The organism is Nibribacter koreensis (genome assembly GCF_039541795.1).
Classification (GTDB): Bacteria; Bacteroidota; Bacteroidia; order Cytophagales; family Hymenobacteraceae; genus Nibribacter; species Nibribacter koreensis.
The window spans coordinates 1,014,121-1,033,361 of sequence record NZ_BAABGX010000002.1; the positions used below are offsets into that span (position 1 = coordinate 1,014,121).

Annotated in this window: 19 protein-coding genes; 9 read left to right on the plus strand and 10 right to left on the minus strand. The window is 48.0% G+C overall.

Annotated features, from left to right (window positions below):
• Positions 1 to 15: 15 nt before the first annotated feature.
• A complete protein-coding gene (locus ABD880_RS11570; protein WP_345166111.1) occupies positions 16 to 750 on the plus strand; it encodes a YebC/PmpR family DNA-binding transcriptional regulator in 735 nt (244 codons plus the stop codon).
• Positions 751 to 876: 126 nt separating this feature from the next.
• Here the strand turns inward: ABD880_RS11570 and ABD880_RS11575 are convergent, their stop codons facing one another.
• The 5 genes from ABD880_RS11575 to ABD880_RS11595 all read right to left on the minus strand — a co-directional run bounded on the left by ABD880_RS11575 (position 877) and on the right by ABD880_RS11595 (position 3,265).
• Positions 877 to 1,164, minus strand: coding sequence for a type II toxin-antitoxin system RelE/ParE family toxin (locus tag ABD880_RS11575; protein ID WP_345166114.1), 288 nt, complete (start codon positions 1,162 to 1,164; stop codon positions 877 to 879).
• On the minus strand, positions 1,152 to 1,400 hold the full coding sequence (locus ABD880_RS11580) for a hypothetical protein (protein ID WP_345166117.1): 249 nt from the start codon (positions 1,398 to 1,400) through the stop codon (positions 1,152 to 1,154). Before ABD880_RS11580 ends, ABD880_RS11575 begins: the two co-directional genes overlap by 13 nt.
• A 101-nt stretch (positions 1,401 to 1,501) precedes the next feature.
• Positions 1,502 to 1,825: a hypothetical protein gene (locus tag ABD880_RS11585; RefSeq protein WP_345166120.1), complete on the minus strand. Its 324-nt coding sequence runs from the start codon at positions 1,823 to 1,825 to the stop codon at positions 1,502 to 1,504.
• 80 nt (positions 1,826 to 1,905) lie between these two features.
• A complete protein-coding gene (locus ABD880_RS11590) occupies positions 1,906 to 2,289 on the minus strand; it encodes a nuclear transport factor 2 family protein (protein WP_345166123.1) in 384 nt (127 codons plus the stop codon).
• 448 nt (positions 2,290 to 2,737) lie between these two features.
• Positions 2,738 to 3,265, minus strand: coding sequence for a 3-hydroxyanthranilate 3,4-dioxygenase (locus tag ABD880_RS11595; RefSeq protein WP_345166126.1), 528 nt, complete (start codon positions 3,263 to 3,265; stop codon positions 2,738 to 2,740).
• A 17-nt stretch (positions 3,266 to 3,282) separates the two neighbouring features.
• On the opposite strand from ABD880_RS11595, the gene ABD880_RS11600 reads away from it, so the two are divergent.
• From ABD880_RS11600 to ABD880_RS11620, 5 genes are all read left to right on the plus strand, one after another.
• On the plus strand, positions 3,283 to 3,519 hold the full coding sequence (locus ABD880_RS11600; RefSeq protein WP_345166128.1) for a hypothetical protein: 237 nt from the start codon (positions 3,283 to 3,285) through the stop codon (positions 3,517 to 3,519).
• Positions 3,520 to 3,543: 24 nt separating this feature from the next.
• Complete coding sequence (locus ABD880_RS11605; protein ID WP_345166131.1) at positions 3,544 to 4,332, plus strand: SDR family oxidoreductase; 789 nt, start codon at positions 3,544 to 3,546, stop codon at positions 4,330 to 4,332.
• A 308-nt stretch (positions 4,333 to 4,640) separates the two neighbouring features.
• A complete protein-coding gene (locus tag ABD880_RS11610) occupies positions 4,641 to 6,083 on the plus strand; it encodes an aldehyde dehydrogenase (protein ID WP_345166134.1) in 1,443 nt (480 codons plus the stop codon).
• A gap of 55 nt (positions 6,084 to 6,138) precedes the next feature.
• The gene (locus tag ABD880_RS11615; RefSeq protein WP_345166137.1) at positions 6,139 to 6,627 is read left to right on the plus strand and encodes a hypothetical protein; all 489 of its coding nucleotides are present in this window, start codon (positions 6,139 to 6,141) and stop codon (positions 6,625 to 6,627) included.
• Between the two features lie 126 nt (positions 6,628 to 6,753).
• Positions 6,754 to 8,952, plus strand: a complete 2,199-nt coding sequence (locus ABD880_RS11620; protein WP_345166139.1) for a S9 family peptidase — start codon at positions 6,754 to 6,756, stop codon at positions 8,950 to 8,952.
• Between the two features lie 131 nt (positions 8,953 to 9,083).
• Here the strand turns inward: ABD880_RS11620 and ABD880_RS11625 are convergent, their stop codons facing one another.
• The 5 genes from ABD880_RS11625 to glmM form a co-directional block, all read right to left on the minus strand.
• On the minus strand, positions 9,084 to 9,560 hold the full coding sequence (locus ABD880_RS11625; RefSeq protein WP_345166142.1) for a hypothetical protein: 477 nt from the start codon (positions 9,558 to 9,560) through the stop codon (positions 9,084 to 9,086).
• 86 nt (positions 9,561 to 9,646) lie between these two features.
• Entirely contained in the window at positions 9,647 to 10,621 is a 975-nt protein-coding gene (locus ABD880_RS11630) for an L-threonylcarbamoyladenylate synthase (RefSeq protein WP_345166144.1), read from the minus strand.
• A 597-nt stretch (positions 10,622 to 11,218) separates the two neighbouring features.
• Positions 11,219 to 13,159, minus strand: coding sequence for a PAS domain-containing sensor histidine kinase (locus tag ABD880_RS11635; RefSeq protein ID WP_345166145.1), 1,941 nt, complete (start codon positions 13,157 to 13,159; stop codon positions 11,219 to 11,221).
• 275 nt (positions 13,160 to 13,434) lie between these two features.
• Positions 13,435 to 14,577, minus strand: a complete 1,143-nt coding sequence (locus tag ABD880_RS11640) for a cysteine desulfurase family protein (RefSeq protein ID WP_345166148.1) — start codon at positions 14,575 to 14,577, stop codon at positions 13,435 to 13,437.
• 129 nt (positions 14,578 to 14,706) lie between these two features.
• Positions 14,707 to 16,098: a phosphoglucosamine mutase gene (gene glmM / locus ABD880_RS11645; RefSeq protein ID WP_345166150.1), complete on the minus strand. Its 1,392-nt coding sequence runs from the start codon at positions 16,096 to 16,098 to the stop codon at positions 14,707 to 14,709.
• Positions 16,099 to 16,687: 589 nt separating this feature from the next.
• Between glmM and mazG the strand changes: the two genes are divergently transcribed.
• The 3 genes from mazG (at position 16,688) to ABD880_RS11660 (ending at position 19,240) form a co-directional block, all read left to right on the plus strand.
• Positions 16,688 to 17,500, plus strand: a complete 813-nt coding sequence (gene mazG, locus ABD880_RS11650; protein WP_345166152.1) for a nucleoside triphosphate pyrophosphohydrolase — start codon at positions 16,688 to 16,690, stop codon at positions 17,498 to 17,500.
• Positions 17,501 to 17,748: 248 nt separating this feature from the next.
• On the plus strand, positions 17,749 to 18,603 hold the full coding sequence (locus ABD880_RS11655; RefSeq protein WP_345166155.1) for a MotA/TolQ/ExbB proton channel family protein: 855 nt from the start codon (positions 17,749 to 17,751) through the stop codon (positions 18,601 to 18,603).
• Positions 18,604 to 18,637: 34 nt separating this feature from the next.
• Entirely contained in the window at positions 18,638 to 19,240 is a 603-nt protein-coding gene (locus ABD880_RS11660) for an ExbD/TolR family protein (RefSeq protein WP_345166158.1), read from the plus strand.
• Position 19,241 lies beyond the last annotated feature (1 nt).

A 19,241-nucleotide genomic window follows, 5' to 3' on the forward strand; every position in this document is an offset into this window, starting at 1 on the left:
TTTTAGAAAACCGCAATGGGAAGAGCATTTGAGTTTCGGAAAGCCCGTAAAATGAAACGCTGGGACATGATGTCCAAGCAGTTCACCCGCATAGGGAAAGAGATTGTGATGGCCGTTAAATCTGGCGGACCTGACCCAGACACCAACTCCCGTCTGCGCGTCTGCATCCAGAACGCCAAAGGCGTGAATATGCCCAAAGACCGCGTAGAGGCCGCCATCAAGCGCGCCCAGGGCAAAGAAGAAAACGACTATTCTGAAGTTGTATATGAAGGCTACGGCCCGCACGGCGTCGCCGTCCTGGTAGAGACCGCCACTGACAACGTGAACCGCACTGTGGCTAACGTGCGCATGCACTTTAACCGCACCGGTGGTGAGTTGGGCCGTACCGGCGCCTTCGACTTTATCTTTGAGCGCAAAGGCGTGTTCCATTTGAACGGTGAAGGCCTGGACCTGGAAGAACTGGAACTGGACCTGATTGACTTCGGGCTGGAGAGCATTGACAAGGACGAGGAAGAAAACGAAATCATCATCCAAACCTCTTTCCAGGATTTTGGCGCCATGCAGAAAGCCCTGGAAGAGCGTGGCCTCCACGTGAAAAGCTCTGAGCTACAACGCTACCCAACGGTATTGAAAGAACTAACGCCAGAGCAACAAGAGGACATGACCAAACTTCTAGACCGTCTGGAAGAAGACGAAGATGTACAGGCCGTGTACCACAACATGAAAGAAGACGCCGAAGACGAGGAATAGCCTCTATTTTTAGCCTGTTTTCTGGAAAAGACGCCAAAAACGGAGATATAGGCAAAGGCCCGCTTTCTTTAGAGAAGGCGGGCCTTTGTGTTATATGACAATACTATCGTATGATTATGCTCAGTTTTATTTTTTACTAGGCTGCTGCCTGTTGTCAAATAGTGCCAGTATATAAATATCTTCTTGTTTCTGCTTATAGAAGATGGTAGTATGCTTATGAAGCAAAAATCCTCTTATGCCCTTTTCTGGATTTTCTAAACTCCCAATCTGAGGATACTTCACTAGCAATTCCAAGAATTTGAACACCCGAACAGTGAAGGTCTGGGTAGTCTTTTCGCCAAACTCTTCCTGTAAATATTGTTGCAGATGGGCTAACTGCTGTGCGGCTCGCTTGTTCCAAATTACCTGAGCCATTCAGAATTTCTTTTCAGCATTTCATCATGTGATAGCCAGGCTGATTGGTCTTCTAATTCACCCTCGCTGGACAGTACCTGTTGTTTCTGCTCTGCAGATAAGCCATTCCATAGACTTCCTTCTTGATAATCTTTTCTACTAGAAAGAATCATGAAGATTTCTTCTAACAACTGGGCATCATGCGTAGTATCAATCAGTTTGTGTAAATCCTCCTTAGTAGCTGCCATCTCTGTCATTTTTGATTGTATACGAATAAGGTAAATTTACTACTAATACTCTTTCTCTCTAAACATTAGCTTTCTTTTCAAAAGCAAGCCGCTGCTATAAAGCCATATTTTCACATTTCAATTTTCTTCTTCCAAACAATAGCAACTAGCCTTTCTAGTAACAGAGCATAAAAGGCTACGTTCAGCAAAAGACCAGGAAGATAAAGAGCTTTGTGATCAATAATGAAGCTCCAGAGCAATGTATGAATCGGGAACCTGAATATGTAAAACAAGCCTACTAAAGAGTTGGAAACCAATCCTCCTTGAGACGCCCCTTCATCTTCTGCCGCAGCAAATATGAACGACACAATCATTAGAAAGGTCAAAATAGAACCAGTAAGGACAAACAGGAAAGGATTAAATTTATTTAGTAGACGCTTCATTTGCTTTTGCATGTACGTATTGGGCAGCCCGTTCCTCACTCGCTCATAAATATCTAACAATGCAAGAACGAAAAGGAAACATACCCAGACCCCTAACTTATATCCACCAGCTTAACCACTTTATCACCCGAAAAGGTAAACACAGACTTCCCCTGCAGTTTCAGCTCATCGCCTTTCTTTTGGCCGGTGGGAAAATCCATGGCGAGGACGGCCTGATAATCTAGGGCGACTTCAGTCTGTCCGTCTTGGTGTTGGAAAGTGATAGGCGTTTGCTTTCTGGAAGAGAAATAGGCAGTTGCCTGTTCAGCTTGCTTTTTGAATGCTTCTATCCCTTGTAAGGACATATTCACCTCACCGTTAGACAAGTTCTCAAAGACAATATCCTCATCAAAGTGGAGGACCATTTTTGCTACATCAAACCGGTTATAGCCTTCCATGTATTGCCGGATAATTTGTTCTCTTTGATGATGGTCCATTAGTGGTTTTGTTTCTATAGTAACTGCCTTTCTAGTTCGCCCACAAGGTCCCCGAAACAAGTTCGGGATGTTCTACTTTCAGGATGACAAGAGAGGAAAAGTGAAATATTAATGTGTTCTTCTTTTTAATAAAGTAGCTATCCCATAGACCGTTAAGCTTACCAGAGAGAATGTCCCTCCAATGAAAGCGAGAAACATGAAAGCTAACATAGACCTCATAATAACCATGTCAAAGACAACCTCATAGGAAGTTTCTCTTATTATCTTTGAAAACACCAATAAATAGATAATAGGCAAAAAACTTAACCCTAAAACTGCGGCAAGCGCCTTTGGAGGGGAGTACCAATATTTCCTTAGTAAGCCACCAAGAAGTAACATTAATATGCCAAGCGGCAAAAAGAAAATCCAGCCCATTGTTTAAGGGTGTAAAGGAATTACTAAAACCATTTTACTGCACCGGCGCTGGTTTTTGCATCACTTCACCGCAATTACTGCAGGTGCGTTTTTCTTCTGAGGCCCAGAAGGCGTCCATGACCACGGGCAGTTGGCCTACAATGTCAGAGACGGGAATGTACTCTTCGTAGAGCTTGGTGTTGCAGTTCTCGCAGTACCACTGGAAACCATCCAGCTCTTTCTCATCGCGGTAGCGCTCCAGGACCAGACCCACGGTGTTGGGACCACGACGCGGGGAATGGGGCACGTTGGGCGGCAACAGAAAGATATCGCCGGCTTTGATGGTAATATCCTTGAATTCGCCTTCGTCAATGACCTTGAGCGTGATCTCGCCTTCCAGCTGGTAGAAGAACTCCTCGCCATTGTTCACGTGGTAATCTTTGCGCAAGTTGGGTCCGCCTACTACCATCACAATAAAGTCTTTGTTGTCTTTGTACACCTGCTGGTTGCCCACCGGCGGCTTGAGCAGGTGGCGGTGTTCGTCAATCCATTGTTGAATGTTGAAGGCAGATTGGATGGCCATGGCGCTAAAAATCTAAGGTGAAAAATGAAAGAACCTCCGCGGAGGAGACCGTTCCAAGGTACGAAACCTCTCCCATAAAAGATAGACCTCCGTTTTTGGGCTATTTTCAGCAAAACAAGGCAAAAACGACAGGTTTGCTTGCATTGAAAGGTGATAAGAAGGGCAAATTACTACAGAGCAATTTCGTAAAAAGAAGAGCCTTTCTCAAAGAAGAAGCACTTCCCCGCATAATTCACTATTTTGACCACGTGTAAATTTAGACTCAGAACCCTTCACATATGGACTTGAACTTAGAGAACAAGCATGCCGTGGTCTGCGGAAGCACCCAGGGCATAGGAAAGGCCATTGCCCTGGAGCTGGCGGCCATGGGCGCCACCGTCACCTTGGTTGCCCGCAACGAAGCACGCCTGCAGGAAACCGTGCAGGAACTGAATACTACTGCCGGGCAACAGCACCGCTACGTAGTGGCAGATTTCACCAACCCAACGCAGGTGCAGGAACGCATTGAGGCGCATTTGCTGGAAATGGGACAGGCCCACATCCTGGTCAACAACACCGGCGGACCAGCGGGCGGACCAGCCATCAATGCCCAGGTAGAGGAGTTTGAAAACGCCTTCGCGGCGCACCTCATCTGCAACCACGTGCTGGCGCAGGCCACCGTACCGTACATGATAGAAGCCAAGTACGGCCGCATCATCAACATTATTTCTACCTCAGTCAAACAGCCCATCAAAGGCCTAGGCGTGTCTAACACTATTAGAGGCGCCGTGGCCAACTGGGCGAAGACGCTTTCCTTTGAGCTGGCGCCCTTCGGGATTACGGTGAACAACGTCTTGCCTGGGGCCACACTCACCGCCCGCCACCATTCGCTCATTGAAGCCAAGATGGAGAAAACCGGCCAACCGCGTCAATCCGTGGAGGCCGAACTGCTGTCGGGCATCCCAGCCAACCGCTTCGGCGAAGCGCATGAAGTAGCCGCCGCCGCCGCGTTCCTGGCCTCGCCAGCTGCTGGGTACATCAATGGCATTAACCTGCCCGTGGACGGCGGAAGAACGGGGAACCTTTGATTTAGTCTTGAGTCGCGAGTCCTGAGTTGGGAATGCATTTTGGCCTGTTTTCTGGGGAAAGCCAAAAACGCAAACCTCCAGTTTACTCCTTCGTCCCCCTTTGAAGGGGGTAGGGGGATGATAGAGACAGTAGCAGAATAGTAAGCGGCAACAACCTTGTAATGCCTTGAAATTGACTCGCGGGAATGTCATTATCGTCAAAAGTAAGTCATCCCCCTACCCCCTTCAAAGGGGGACGGAATGCGCTGCTTTTCTTCCTAAATTAAAAATTTCTTGAATCTTGCGTCTTAAATCTTCAGTCTAACACCATGTTGCATCTGCAGAATTACATCAACGGAAAACTGGTAGCGCCTGCCTCTGGTCAGTACTTGCCTAATATCAACCCAGCCTCCGGCGAGGTCTATTCCCAGATTCCGGATTCTGGCGAGCAGGATGTGTTGAATGCGATAGAGGCAGCAGAGGCAGCGTTCCCGGCTTGGTCAAATTTGTCGGCAGAGAAGCGGGGGAGGTATTTGATGCGCATTTCTGAGCTTATTGACCAGAACCTGGACAGGCTAGCCGAGGCAGAGACCACCGACAACGGGAAACCGCTGTGGTTGGCCAAGACCGTGGATATTCCCAGGGCCAGCAGCAACATGCACTTCTTCGGGACGGGTATCCAGCACTTCGCGTCTGAGTCGCATTTCATGGAGGGTGTGGCCGTAAATTATACGGTGCGCAAACCTTTGGGCGTGGTGGCCTGCATTTCCCCGTGGAACCTACCGCTTTATCTGTTTACCTGGAAGATTGCCCCTGCCCTGGCCGCCGGAAACTGCGTAGTCGCCAAGCCCTCCGAAATTACGCCTTACACTGCTTATCTATTATCTGAGTTGTGCATAGAGGCTGGTCTGCCAGCGGGCGTCCTGAACATCGTGCACGGCACCGGCCCTAAGGTAGGCGCGCCTATGTGTGAGCATCCTGCGGTAAAAGCCATCTCCTTTACGGGCGGTACCCAAACCGGAAAAACCATCGCTAGGACTTCCGCGCCTTTGTTCAAGAAACTGTCCCTGGAACTGGGCGGCAAGAACGCTACCGTCATCTTCGCGGACTGTGATTTTGAGAAAACCGTAGCCACCGCCGTGCAATCTGCTTTTTCTAACCAAGGTCAAATCTGCCTCTGCGGTTCGCGCATTCTAGTAGAGCGCCCGCTGTATGAGCAATTCAAAACGGCTTTCCTAGAGCGCGTTAAGGCCTTAACCGTAGGCGACCCTATGCATTCTGACACCAAACAAGGCGCCTTGGTCTCAGAAGCGCATCTGCAGAAAGTCTTGCAGTACATTGAACTGGCCAAAGAAGAAGGCGGTATTTTGCTTGCTGGTGGCGAACGCGTACAACTGGAAGGCCGATGCGCTAACGGCTTTTTCCTACAGCCCACCGTCTTTGAGAACCTGCCTCACTCCTGCCGTACCAACACTGAGGAAATCTTCGGGCCGGTGGTTACACTCATTCCTTTTGACACCGAGGAAGACGCCATTTCTTATGCTAACGCCACCGAGTACGGCCTCTCCGCCTCCGTCTGGACCAATGACCTCACCCGTGCCCACCGCGTCTCGCATCAACTGCATGCTGGTATGATCTGGGTCAATACGTGGTTGCTAAGAGATTTGCGCACACCTTTCGGGGGCACAAAACAAAGCGGCGTAGGCCGGGAAGGCGGTTGGGAAGCCCTGCGCTTCTTTACCGAGGCGCAAAATGTCTGCGTGAAGCTGTAGTCGTTTTTGGCTTGTTTTGGTGAAATGAGGGAATATATATCACATTTAATAAAGCATGAAATTGTACGTAGGTCTCTTATTAGCTTCTTTACTGTTTATTACCTGCAAAAAGAAGAGCGATAATAAAATCCCAGTACGGATTGACTTCTTTCAAGCGGTTCAAATTGACAAAGAAGTACGTAATCCTAAATTGAAACAAGGGAAGTACATCACCTTTAAGTTTTATCAATTCTTCTATAGGACTAATTCAGACACATCGGACTACAGTCGCTCCCTACGTATAACAATTCCTTTATCTGACACTTCATTTTTTTATCAAACTGATTCTACTCACTTCTTTGAACAAGTTGTTTCAAATTGCCGTGGACTGTGTTCAGATTTTAAGACTGAACCTTTAAATAACGCCAACATTACTGGTAGAAAAATTGCTACTGATAAATGGCATATTGTAGCAGAGACTAAATACTTCAACTTTAAAAGATTCATCCATATCAAAAAGGGACATTTTGAAAAAGAAACAATATTCTTTTCAAATGACATGTAGCTCCCAAGCCTGCTCGTTTTTTACCTAATTCTCCCAAAACAGGCTAAAAACGCCTTGCTATCGTTCTTAGGCCAAAGCCGAAATAAATCCCTATTTTTAAGGCTGAGAACTATCTAACAAACTAGAATGAGACAAACCATACAACGTTGGCTGTTGACAGTGGCCGTGGTAGGCACCGCCCTACAAGCGCAGGCACAGCAGAAGCGAAGCTTTGATTTAGAGGACATCTTCCGGAAGGGCACGTTCCAGGCCAAGTCGGTGTACGGGGTGAACTGGATGCGCAACGGCCAGTTCTACTCCAGTCAGGTAGCTGACCAGAAAAACCAGAGCGTGGACGTGGTGCAGGTAGACGTGACTACGGGTCAGCCGGTGAGCACTATCATTGAGGGCGAAGACATCAAAATAGACGGTAAAATCCTGGACTATGATGACTACAGCTTCAGCGCTGATGAGACCAAAATCCTGTTTGAGACTGAGCATGAGCCTATTTACCGCCGTAGCAGCAAAGGCCATTTCTACGTGTATGACCGTGCCAGCAAGAAATTACAGAAGCTGAGCCAAGGCGGAAAGCAGAGCTATGCTACGTTTTCACCAGACAACAAATACGTGGCCTTCGTGCGCGACAACAACCTGTTCTACGTAGACCTAGCCTCTATGCAGGAGCGCCAAGTGACCAATGACGGCAAGTGGAACTTCATCATCAATGGTGGTACGGACTGGGTATATGAAGAGGAATTCAGCTTCGCGCAGGCCTTCTTCTGGTCCCCGCAGGGCAACCAGATTGCCTTCTACAAGTTTGATGAGAGCCAGGTACCGGAATACAACATGCAGATGTGGGGACCTTTGTACCCTACGGACTACAAGTTCAAGTACCCGAAGGCTGGTGAGAAAAACGCCATCGTCAACATCTACACCTTCGACCTGGGCTCTGGTAAAACCACCAAGATGGACACTGGCAATGAGACTGACCAGTACATTCCGCGCATCAATTGGACCAACACGCCTAACCTTCTTTCTATCAGAAGAATGAACCGCCTGCAGAACACCCTGGAGATTCTGCACGCCAACACCCAGACTGGCCAAAGCAAGGTAGTTTTGAAGGAAACAGACAAAGCCTACATTGACATCACCGATGATTTGACCTACCTGAAGAACGGCAAGCAGTTTGTGCACAGCTCAGAGAAGGACGGGTTCAACCACCTGTACCTGTATGACATGAACGGCAAGCTGGTTCGTCAAATCACCATAGGCAACTGGGAAGTGGCCAGCTTCTATGGCGTTGATGAGAAGAACGGATTGGTGTACTTCACCTCCACCGAGGTGTCTCCCTTGGAGCGTCACCTCTACAGCATGGGCTTGAACGGCAAGAACAAGAAAAGCCTGACTCCGGCTAAAGGCACGCACACCATCAACCTGAGCCGCGACTTCAAATACTACCTAGACTATTACTCTACTATCACCAGCCCAACGGTGGTGAGCCTGCACACTTCAGACGGAAAGCAGATTAAGGTGTTGGAAAGCAACGAGAGCCTGAAGACCACTTTAGCCAACTACAACCTACCCAAGGCAGAGTTCTTCCAGTTTAAAACCTCAGAGGGAGTGAACCTGAATGGCTACACCATCAAGCCGGCAGATTTTGACCCGAACAAGAAGTACCCAGTCCTCATGTTCCAGTACAGCGGCCCGGGCAGTCAGGAAGTGGTAAACAGCTGGAGAGGCAGAAACTACCTGTGGCACAGCTACCTTACCAACCAAGGCTACATTGTGGCCGTGATTGACAACCGCGGAACCGGCGGGCGTGGCGCTGATTTCAAGAAAGTGACGTATGGTAACCTGGGCCACTATGAAGTGATTGACCAGATTGAGGGCGCCAAGCACTTGGGTAACCTACCCTACGTGGACAAAGGCCGTATTGGTATCTGGGGCTGGAGCTTCGGGGGCTATATGAGCTCCTTGGCTATTACCAAAGGCGCCGATGTGTTCAAGGCCGCCATAGCGGTGGCACCGGTGACCAACTGGCGTTTTTATGACACCATTTACACTGAGCGCTTCTTGAAAACTCCGCAGGAGAACCCAGACGGTTATGACAAGAACTCGCCGGTATTCTACGCAGACCGCCTGAAAGGCAAGTATCTGCTCATCCATGGCACCGGCGATGACAACGTGCATTTCCAGAATGCCATTGAAATGACCAATGCCCTAGTGAAAGCCAACCGTCCGTTTGAGAGCGCCTACTACCCTAACCGGAACCACGGCATCAGCGGCGGCAACACCAGCATTCACCTGTTCACTAAAATGACCGAGTTCATCCTGCGCAACTTGTAGTCGTTTCAGGATTTATAAAGCAAAAGGCTCCCGTTCTTGGATGAATGGGAGCCTTTTTTATAGATGTCGTTTTTGGCTTGTTTCTCAGAGAATAGGCCAAAAACGAAAAAATGATAATGAGATAATCGTTTTTAATACAGTCTAAATTCCTCAGGTAATCTCTTATTAATGAAAGTAAAAAGTTGGTCTGTTTGATTAGATGCGGCCCTTATTCCTTTCAATCCCCATTGTGAAGCCTCTAACTGTTTCTTATCATAAAGCAATGAAACTGAAAAGCTTGCCCCATCCTTTATATCTTCTCTTATTCTATTTCTATCACTCCCATCCACTTCGTTATCCATACTTATTGTCTTGAGATAAGCATGACTCAGAATGTAGAGTGAATCAACGGCGTTATCCTCAAACTTTACTTTCAAAGTATCCACTACTTCTATTGTATCTTGATAATGACGCTTTAAAACATAGAGCGTGTTTTCATCCAAGCGGCCATCGTTGATTTTGAAGCGCTCTCGGTCATAGACGGAAACATTAGTATTATACATAAATGCCTCAAACTTGCTACCAAGACCGAACGTCTTAATCTCCAATCCAAATTCTTTGGATTTCACGCTTTCTGCTTTTTCACAAGATGAATGAGTAATTGAGGAACATGTTAGCAGGAGATATAGGAGGAAATTTCTTTTCATGGTTCCTATTAATACTCCTCTCCCTGAAAGCTGGCGCGTTGTAGGCGGTCATTGATGGCGAGGCCCAAGCCATGATTGGGCATGCGTTCGGCCAAGATAATGTCTACGGTAGGCATGTCTAGTTGGCGCAAGGCGGAGAACAGGTTGCGGGCCGCCTCACGCAAGTCACCGGTGGTAGAAAGCTGGATTTGGTGATGTGCCGGTATGTCTGCGAATGTTTTCTCCAAAGTAATAATGCCCACTCTAGATTTGTCTTCTATCCTTTCCAAGTTCTGCGCTACATCACCTAAATATACTTTCTTGCCGGGATTGTAGTGACTGCTTAGCATGCCGGGCGCGGCGGGGTTTGAGCTGGAGGTTTTGATATTGGCTTTGGAGATGTTCACCACTTCTTGCAGTTCTTCCAAGGCCAGTCCGCCCAGGCGCAATACTTCTACCTCATTGCCAACTACTCTAATAATGGTTGACTCAATGCCTATGTTGCTGGCACCGCCGTCTAAGATGTAGGGAATGCGTTCGCCTAACTGGTCCTGCACGTGCTGGGCCGTGGTAGGGCTCACATAACCGAACGGATTGGCGCTGGGTGCGGCCAGTGGAAATGGTAGTTGCCGGAGTAAATCTAAGGTAAGCGGGTGCTTGGGAATACGGATGCCTACGGAGTCATGGCCCGAGGTCACCAGCAAAGGTACTTGTTCAGATTTGGGCAGGATAAGCGTGAGCGGACCGGGCATGAAGCGCTCGGCTAGTTTATAGGCTACATCTGGCACCTGGCGGGCGATCTTCTCTAGTTCCTGGATGGAATGCGTGTGCACAATGAGCGGATCAAAGGCCGGTCGGTTCTTAGCTTCAAAAATTTTCACCACGGCGGCTTCGTCATAGGCGTTGGCGGCCAGCCCGTAAACCGTCTCGGTGGGGATGGCCACTAAGTCACCCTGGGTTAAATAAGAAACTGCCGTTTGTATGTCTTTGCCTATAAGTGCCATGAGAACCTAAATAATCCTGCAAAGCTAAACGTTCCCAGTTTATTTATAGCTAGGCATTTTCTGGGCAGGCGTTTTTGGGTTGTTTTCTGGAAAAGAGGCTAAAAACGATGAGAGGCGAGTGGGCTTAAACTTGCATCAAAAACTTGAAGTAGAAAATAACGGTAGCCACCCCGGCTAAGATGACCGTCAAGAATTGGTATAATCGCCTCTGATTCAGAATTGTACTATTGTTTAATGGCATTATTCTGTAGGCATACACCAACATGGTAATAGTGCACAGAGCTAAGGCAAATAGAGAAAATAGCATGATGACAGTCTTGCCTACCTGGTCATGCGTGCCACCAGCAAACTTTCTGATGAATATATCATTCAGGAGAATGACGCCACAACTCCAAAGAACCGTGACCGAAAAGTTAATTTTATATAGTGGATAGTTAATAGCACTTACAATAATAAACGGAAGGACGGCCGTAGCTATGATGGAGAAGGGTCCATGGTAATGCCCCATGATATTACTAGCCACTATCAACACAAGCCCAACGGCCATTGAAATCAGAAATCTACGCACGCATCATGTCTATATTATTTGGCAAGGTATCAAGAATTCTGGTTTTTGAAGTGCACATGAAACGCGGTGCCTTTGCCTAATTCGCTGCGTACTGTAATGTCATCTCCTGAGTTGTCCAGGATCTTCTTGACCAAGTACAGGCCAATGCCAGTGCCTTCTACGTGGTCATGTACGCGCTTGTACATGGCAAAAATCTTGGAGACCTGGTGCGCCGGAATGCCTAACCCATTGTCAGTGACCGAGAGTACGTAGTCACCGTTGTCTGCTATTTTTGAGCTAATGGTGATTTTGGGCGCCCGCTGCGGGTCTTTGTACTTGATGGCATTGGACACCAGGTTGTAGAGAATGCTGCGTAGGTTCTTGCGCGAGAAAGACAGGCTGTCAAACTCTAAATCGCCTACCATAATCTCAGCGTTGCTGTTCTTGATGGAGTCGCGCAGGTTGGCCTTCACTTCTTCCAGCAAGGTGTGCAGGCTTACCTGCTCAGCCTGGTCCTTGGCCTGTTGCAGTTTGGTGACTTCAGAAAGGTCATTGATGACTTTGCGAAGGGTTTCCAGAGAACTGCCCATCATGGACAGGATGTTTTGGTGCGGGATGCACTCCTTGCCCATGTCTTCTTTTAAGGCCAAGAGAAGCCCCTCCAGATTGGCAATGGGTGATTTTAAGTCATGCGAGGCCGTATACACAAAGTTGTCCAGGTCATTGTTAATGCGCACCAGCTCTTTGTTTTTCTGCATGAGGTCCTCGTTACGTCGGCGCTCAGTCAAGTCTCTGGTAATCTTGGCAAAGCCCAGCAACCTGTGGTCTGAGTTGTACACCGGTGACAAGACCACGTTGGCCCAGAAGGCAGCCCCGTCCTTGCGTACGCGCCAACCCTCGTCCTCAAAGCGACCGTCCTGGATGGCCTTGCTCAGCTCAAACGCCGGGAACCCGTTTTCAATAGCCTCGCGGGGATAGAACAAGGAAAAGTGCTTGCCAATCACCTCTTGGGCGGTGTAGCCTTTGATGCGCTCGGCGCCGGTGTTCCAGCTTACAATCAGGCCTTCTGTGTTGAGCATGAGGATGGCGTAGTCCTGCACGCTGTCAATCATCAGCCTGGACTTCTCCTCGCTCTCGCGCAGTTCTTCATTGGTTCTAAAGAGCTGTTCTTCTAGCTGTTTCTTTTCTGTAAGGTCACGGGTGATTTTAGAGAAGCCAATCAGCTCTTTCTTCTCATTAAAAATGGCGGTGATGATGACGTTGGCCCAGAAGGCGGTGCCGTCCTTGCGGTAACGCCAGCCCTCATCCTCAAACCGGCCATGCGCCTTTGCTTCTTTTAGCTCATATTCTGGAAAACCAGTCAGCACAGACTCGCGGCTGTAGAATTTGGCGAAGTACTTGCCAATGATCTCATGGGCTTCATAGCCTTTAATGCGGCGGGCGCCCTCGTTCCAGGTGGCCACGTGCCCGCTGGGGTCTAGCATAAAGATGGCATAATCTGTGACACCCTCTACCAAGCGCCTAAACCGTTCCTCGCTGTCTTTGAGTTCTTCATAGGCTTTGTAAAGGTCATCTTCGGCTTTTTTGCGCTCTGAAAGGTCACGGGTAATCTTGGAGAAGCCCAGGTGCTTGCCCTCTTCATTGTAGATGGGCGTGAAGATGACGTTGGCCCAGAACACAATGCCGTCCTTGCGCACGCGCCAGCCCTCGTCCTCAAACCTACCGTTCTTGAGCGCCTGTTCTAATTCATAGGCGGGATAATTTTTGGAGATGGCCTCTGGGGTGTAGAAAATGGAGAAGTGCTTGCCCAGCACATCTGCTGGCTCATACTGCTTAATGCTCTTGGCACCCGCGTTCCAGGTGGCAATGCGGCCCTCTGGGTCTAGCAAAAAAATGGCATAATCCTTAATACCTTCAATCAGAAGCCGATAGATGTCTTCAGTGGGATTCTCTTGGTTGTACCTTGAAACGAGCTCTAATTCTGAATTCATACGGGTGCGGGAAGGTGGTAGGGTCTGTTATCCTGTGTTAATACTGCACAAAATACAAATGGTTAAAACATTAACTCTTGGTTTTTGGTTCTACCCAATTACCCTTAGACGCCTTATACGGACACACGCCCTTAACAAATGGAAATAGCGGCCAAAGCCCTTAATAAATAGCCTTTGTCCTAATGAAAGTCGTTTTTGGCCTGTTTTGCAGAAAAGAGGCTAAAAACGAAAGCCCCGCTTTTGAGGCGGGGCTTGCTGCTTACATGATTCTATTTTTAGACGGTCTCTTTCTGGTACAGCTTGGCCAAGGTAGCCACGGTGTAGTCAATCTCTTCTGCGGTGTTGTACTTGCTGAACGAGAAGCGCACATTGCCGCGGCTCATGTCTGCGTTCATGGCGCGCAACACGTGTGAGCCCAAGTCTACGCCGCTGGTGCAGGCGCTTCCGCCCGAGGCCGATATTTTGTTGATGTCCAGGTTGAACAACAGCATCTCATTCATCTCAGAGGCCGGCAAACTCACGTTCAAAACCGTGTACAAGCTCTTATCGGCTTCGGAGGACAGACCGTTGAACTGCACGTCCTCAATCTGCTCACGCAGTTGATAGATCATGCGGTCTTTCAAGCTTTGGATGTGACGGTGATGATCCTCCATGTCACGGTAGGCAATCTCTAAGGCTTTGGCCAAGCCAATGATGCCGTACACGTTCTCGGTGCCGCCGCGCATGTTGCGCTCCTGTGACCCGCCCTGGATCAAGGGATGTATTTTGATGGAAGAATCTACATAGATGAAGCCCACGCCTTTGGGACCGTGGAACTTGTGCGCCGAGCCTACCAGGAAGTTAATGCCCAACTCCTGCACGTCATGTTTGTAATGGCCCATGGTCTGCACAGTGTCTGAGTGCAACACGGCGTCATATTTCTTGCAGATGTCTGCGATGGCCTGCAGGTCATTTAGGTTGCCAATTTCATTGTTGGCATGCATGATAGAGACCAAGGTACGTGGCTGGCTGGCCAGCATTTCTTCCAGGTGCTCTAAGTCTAAGGTGCCTTTCTCATCAACGCGCAGCATGCTCACCTGCACTTCGCCGCGCTTCTCCAATGACTCAAAGGAGTGCAACACCGCGTGGTGCTCTAGAGGGGAGGTAATGGCGTGCTGTAAGCCCAGGCTACGAATGGTGCAGATAATGGCGGCGTTGTCTGCCTCTGTACCACCAGACGTGAAGAAAATCTCGGCGGGTGAGGTGTTGATCAAGCTGGCTACTGTCTTGCGGGCGCCTTCAATGGCGGCGCGCACCTGCCTACCGTGCGAGTGAATGGAGGAAGGGTTGCCGTAATGCTCCAGCATAAAGGGAGTCATGGTGTCAAAAACTTCTTTGTCTAAGGGCGTGGTGGCCGCATTGTCCAGGTAAACTCGCATGGGTGATAGATTTTAATTAAGGCAACAGCAACAGGTGAAACAAGTAGAGAGGTGCATACAAATGCAGGATATAGGGTGTAAAGGGAAAAAGGCCGCACTTAGTTCTCTCAAACTGGTGCGGCCTTTCATTTATTCTTTATCAGAGATGATGTCTTTGATATCGCCTATGATTTTATTGGCCAGATGGTCTGCCGTAGAAAGCGAGTCAGACTCGGCGTAGATTCTGATGATAGGCTCTGTGTTAGACTTGCGCAGGTGCACCCACTCTCTGTCAAACTCAATCTTAACGCCGTCAATGGTGTTGATGGGCTGCTTGGCGTACTGCTTCTGCACTTTGGCCAATACCGCGTCTACGTCAATGTCTGGCGTTAGCTCAATCTTGTTTTTAGAGATGTAGTAGTTAGGGTACTTGGCTCTTAATCTAGAGATGCTCAAACCCGACTTGGCTAAGTGCGTCAAAAACAAGGCAATGCCCACCAAGGCGTCACGGCCGTAGTGCAGCTCTGGGTAGATGATGCCCCCGTTGCCTTCGCCGCCAATGACTGCGTTCTGGGCTTTCATCATGTTGACCACGTTCACCTCGCCAACGGCAGAAGCAAAGTAAGTACCGCCAGATTTCTCTGTCACGTCACGCAAAGCGCGGGTAGAAGACAAATTAGAGACGGTATTGCCCGGCGTGTTCTGCAACACGTAGTCAGACACGGCTACCAGAGTGTACTCTTCGCCAAACATGCTGCCGTCCTCGTTCACCAAGGCTAAGCGGTCTACGTCTGGGTCTACCACAATGCCTAGGTCAAACTTGCCCTTCTCCATCATTCTGGAGATTTCGCCTAGGTTCTCTGGCAACGGCTCTGGGTTATGCGGGAAGTTGCCATCTGGCTCGCAGTACAGTTTCTCAATCTGGGTAACGCCCAAGGCCTCCAAGAGTTGTGGCACGGCAAAGCCGCCACAGGAGTTCACCGCGTCTACCACTATTTTAAAGTTAGCAGCTTTGATGGCCTCTGCGTCTACCAACGGCAGGTCAAGGATGGCCTTGATATGGCGCTTTAAGAATTTATCGCTCTGGGTATACTTGCCTAGCTTGGTTACCTCAGCAAACTGGAACGACTCTTTTTCGGCCAGTTCCAGCACCAGTTTACCCTCTTGGTCATTAATGAATTCGCCATGCTGGTTCAAGAGCTTGAGGGCGTTCCATTGCTTGGGGTTGTGGCTGGCCGTCAAGATAATGCCGCCGCCGGCTTTCTTGGCAGGCACGGCCATCTCTACAGTTGGGGTGGTAGAAAGACCTAGGTCAATCACGTTGATGCCCAAGCCCTGCAACGTAGCCACTACCAGGCGGTTGACCATATCTCCGGAGAGACGGGCGTCACGGCCTATGACAATGTTGTTGTTATTGGTGGTCTGTAGTACCCACGTGCCAAAAGCGGCCGCAAATTTTACTACGTCTAATGGTGTAAGTGCTTCGCCTACTTCCCCCCCAATGGTACCTCTTATTCCTGAAATAGATTTTATTAACGCCACGTGTTCTTCAATTATATCCTACAAAAGTAGCAAAACCTTGCCTATTATTTGAAAGTTTGATGACATCCCTTACTATCTCCTGCAAAAGCGCCCTATTCTTAAGCAGCACAACCCCTTAATTCACTTACCCTTACCCTCTCTCAACCGAACTGGAGCTTTTTACTAATATCATTAGTGAAGTGGGTATTTCCCATAGCAAATCATGCCCCGCAGCACAAATGCTCACGTTAGCATACTGCCATTTTTGGCCTGTTTTGGCTAAAAGAGGCCAAAAACAACTGCTGCATGGTCTTTTTCAGCAGCCACTAGGTAAAGGGTAGACAGTTCTTTTGGGCTCTTACCCCAGCTTGCGTAAAAAAAATTAAAAAGTTTTTTATGGAAAGCCGGCAGTCCCTGCATCTTATAGGCAAACGCTGTTTCATTTAATGGTTTATAAAGATGAAGACTCCCTTAGAAAAGATTGACAGCAGCTAGCAGTCTGCCCACCAACGTGCCTAAGAAGGTTTAGTTGTTATTAATAATGTTACTAAAAGATTAAGTTAACGTAAAGCACTGGTTATTCATTTGAGTTTGAATGTATCTTTGGCTTATGGAAAACCAGCTTAGGCCCATGACGGCCACCCGCCAGGCGCAGTTAGACGCTTTTAACAGGTTGTTAGACATCCTGGATGATTTGCGGGAGAAATGCCCCTGGGACCAGAAGCAGACCATGGCCACCTTGCGGCACCTCACCATTGAAGAAACCTATGAGCTCTCAGACGCCATTTTAAAAGAAGATTTGCCTGAGATTAAAAAGGAATTGGGAGATGTGATGCTGCACCTGACCTTTTACGCCAAGATAGCCTCTGAGCAAGGCGCTTTTGATTTGGCAGACGTGTTGCACGCCCAATGTGACAAACTGGTGTTTAGGCACCCGCACATTTACGGTGACGCAGAAGCCACTACAGAAGAGCAGGTGAAAAAGAACTGGGAGAGCCTCAAACTCAAAGAAGGCAATAAATCTGTGCTGGCTGGCGTTCCTGCCTCATTACCCTCACTGGTAAAAGCCATGAGGATACAGGAGAAGGCCCGCGGAGTTGGTTTTGACTGGGACACGCCCAACCAGGTATGGGAAAAAGTGGAGGAAGAACTGGCTGAGTTTAAAGCCGAAGTAGAGGCCCCTGCGTTTTCACCGGCCAATACGTCTAAAGCGACAGATGAACTGGGAGACGTTTTATTTTCTTTGATCAACTACGCCCGCTTTCTGGACCTGAACCCCGAAGAAGCGCTGGAGAAGACTAACATCAAGTTTATAAAGCGGTTTCAGCACATAGAAGCCTGTGCCCAGCAAGATGGGAAAAAGATAAATGAGTTAAGCTTGGAGCAAATGGAAGTTTACTGGAACCAAGCTAAGCAACTTTAATCTAAAATAGATTTTAATTGCAATAATCTTAGAGTATACCGGTACATAACTAATGTTTTTCACCACTATATTTGATTATTTGCATTAAAATCCCTAGGCTTGTATTTATGTTGCTCATGAAGAGACACGCTATATTTAAAAGCTTGAAAACAAATAGAGGGCAATAGCGTTTATGAGCGTTTTTAGTAACACTAAATTTTAACAACTCACAGTAACACAAAACAACTAAACCTAAATTCTTAGACACAATGGAAAAAAAGAGTGCACCTGCAACTGCAAAACCAGTACAGAAAAAAGACGGCAAAGCAGGCTCAATGTTCGCCAGCATCGTGATTCCAATTGCAATCATCGCTGCTATCTTGATTTATATGTTCATCCTTGGTAACCCAGCTAACTTTGAAGGCGGTGACAATGCCAACCACCCTCTTCCTGGTAACTACCTAGGTCAGGTATATAAAGGTGGTTTCATCGTTCCTATCTTGATTTCAATCGTTATCCTGGTAATCGCCTTCGCTATTGAGCGTTATTTGACAATCTCTAAAGCAAAAGGTACTAAAGGTCTTGAGCAGTTTGTGCGCAACGTGCGTCAGAAATTGAACATGAATGACATCAACGGCGCTATTGCCATCTGCGACCAGCAGAAAGGTTCTGTAGCCAACGTGGTGAAAGCCGGTCTTTTGAAGTACCAAGAAATGCACACTGACACGTCAATGACTAAGGATCAGCGTATTTTGGCTATCCAGAAGGAAATTGAAGAAACTACGGCTCTTGAGTTGCCAATGCTTGAGAAAAACTTGGTAATCATCTCTACTATTGCCTCTATCTCTACCCTGGTAGGTCTTATTGGTACGGTATTGGGTATGATTAAAGCGTTCGCGGCCCTTGCAACTGCAGGTGGTGCCCCAGATGCAACACAGCTGGCAAACGGTATCTCTGAGGCCTTGATCAACACGGCTCTTGGTATTACTGGTTCTACCATTGCTATCATTGCCTACAACTATTTCACCAGCAAAATTGATGAGTTGACGTACAGCATTGATGAGGCTTCTTTCAGCATCATCCAGACGTATGCCGCTCAGCACGGTGAAAACAACAGAATCTAATTAGAATTAGCTTCTTAAGTTAATAGAAGGAAAAATGCCTAAAGTAAAAGTACATAGAACATCACCCTCCCTGGACATGACGCCCATGGTGGACTTAGCATTCCTTCTGGTAACGTTCTTCATGCTTATTTCGAAGTTCGCACCAGAAGAAGTGCTGGTGGTGGACACTCCGTCTTCTGTATCTGAAATCAAACTTCCTGACTCTGACGTGATTACCATCTCTGTTGGAAAAGAAGGAAGAGTTTTCTACAACGTAGACGGAACCAACACCCGACGTAAACTCATTGACAAAATGGGAGAGAAGTACGGTATCGCCTTTACTGACGAAGAGAAAGAATTATTCTCTAGAAGTGCTAGTTTTGGTGTACCAATTGCCAGCTTAAAGTCTTTCTTGAACATGACTCCTGAGGAGCAGAAGAAAGTGAGACAGCCTGGCATCCCTACAGACTCTCTTAGAAACGAACTTGGCGACTGGATCATGCAGACCAGATACTCTAACCCTAAGGCCATTGTGGCCGTGAAAGGTGACGGTTCTTCTGACTACCCAGCCGTAGGACGTGTGATTGAGATCTTGCAAGAGAAAAAGATTAACCGGTTCAACCTGGTAACCGACATGGAAACCAGACCAACCCTTTAAC

Bases quoted from the DNA above. Each gene is read 5' to 3' on its own strand.
- ABD880_RS11570 (WP_345166111.1), top strand. From the start codon at position 16: ATGGGAAGAGCATTTGAGTTTCGGAAAGCCCGTAAAATGAAACGCTGG.
- ABD880_RS11575 (WP_345166114.1), bottom strand. From the start codon at position 1,164: ATGGCTCAGGTAATTTGGAACAAGCGAGCCGCACAGCAGTTAGCCCAT.
- ABD880_RS11580 (WP_345166117.1), bottom strand. From the start codon at position 1,400: ATGACAGAGATGGCAGCTACTAAGGAGGATTTACACAAACTGATTGAT.
- ABD880_RS11585 (WP_345166120.1), bottom strand. From the start codon at position 1,825: ATGCAAAAGCAAATGAAGCGTCTACTAAATAAATTTAATCCTTTCCTG.
- ABD880_RS11590 (WP_345166123.1), bottom strand. From the start codon at position 2,289: ATGGACCATCATCAAAGAGAACAAATTATCCGGCAATACATGGAAGGC.
- ABD880_RS11595 (WP_345166126.1), bottom strand. From the start codon at position 3,265: ATGGCCATCCAATCTGCCTTCAACATTCAACAATGGATTGACGAACAC.
- ABD880_RS11605 (WP_345166131.1), top strand. From the start codon at position 3,544: ATGGACTTGAACTTAGAGAACAAGCATGCCGTGGTCTGCGGAAGCACC.
- ABD880_RS11610 (WP_345166134.1), top strand. From the start codon at position 4,641: ATGTTGCATCTGCAGAATTACATCAACGGAAAACTGGTAGCGCCTGCC.
- ABD880_RS11615 (WP_345166137.1), top strand. From the start codon at position 6,139: ATGAAATTGTACGTAGGTCTCTTATTAGCTTCTTTACTGTTTATTACC.
- ABD880_RS11620 (WP_345166139.1), top strand. From the start codon at position 6,754: ATGAGACAAACCATACAACGTTGGCTGTTGACAGTGGCCGTGGTAGGC.
- ABD880_RS11630 (WP_345166144.1), bottom strand. From the start codon at position 10,621: ATGGCACTTATAGGCAAAGACATACAAACGGCAGTTTCTTATTTAACC.
- ABD880_RS11635 (WP_345166145.1), bottom strand. From the start codon at position 13,159: ATGAATTCAGAATTAGAGCTCGTTTCAAGGTACAACCAAGAGAATCCC.
- ABD880_RS11640 (WP_345166148.1), bottom strand. From the start codon at position 14,577: ATGCGAGTTTACCTGGACAATGCGGCCACCACGCCCTTAGACAAAGAA.
- mazG (WP_345166152.1), top strand. From the start codon at position 16,688: ATGGAAAACCAGCTTAGGCCCATGACGGCCACCCGCCAGGCGCAGTTA.
- ABD880_RS11655 (WP_345166155.1), top strand. From the start codon at position 17,749: ATGGAAAAAAAGAGTGCACCTGCAACTGCAAAACCAGTACAGAAAAAA.
- ABD880_RS11660 (WP_345166158.1), top strand. From the start codon at position 18,638: ATGCCTAAAGTAAAAGTACATAGAACATCACCCTCCCTGGACATGACG.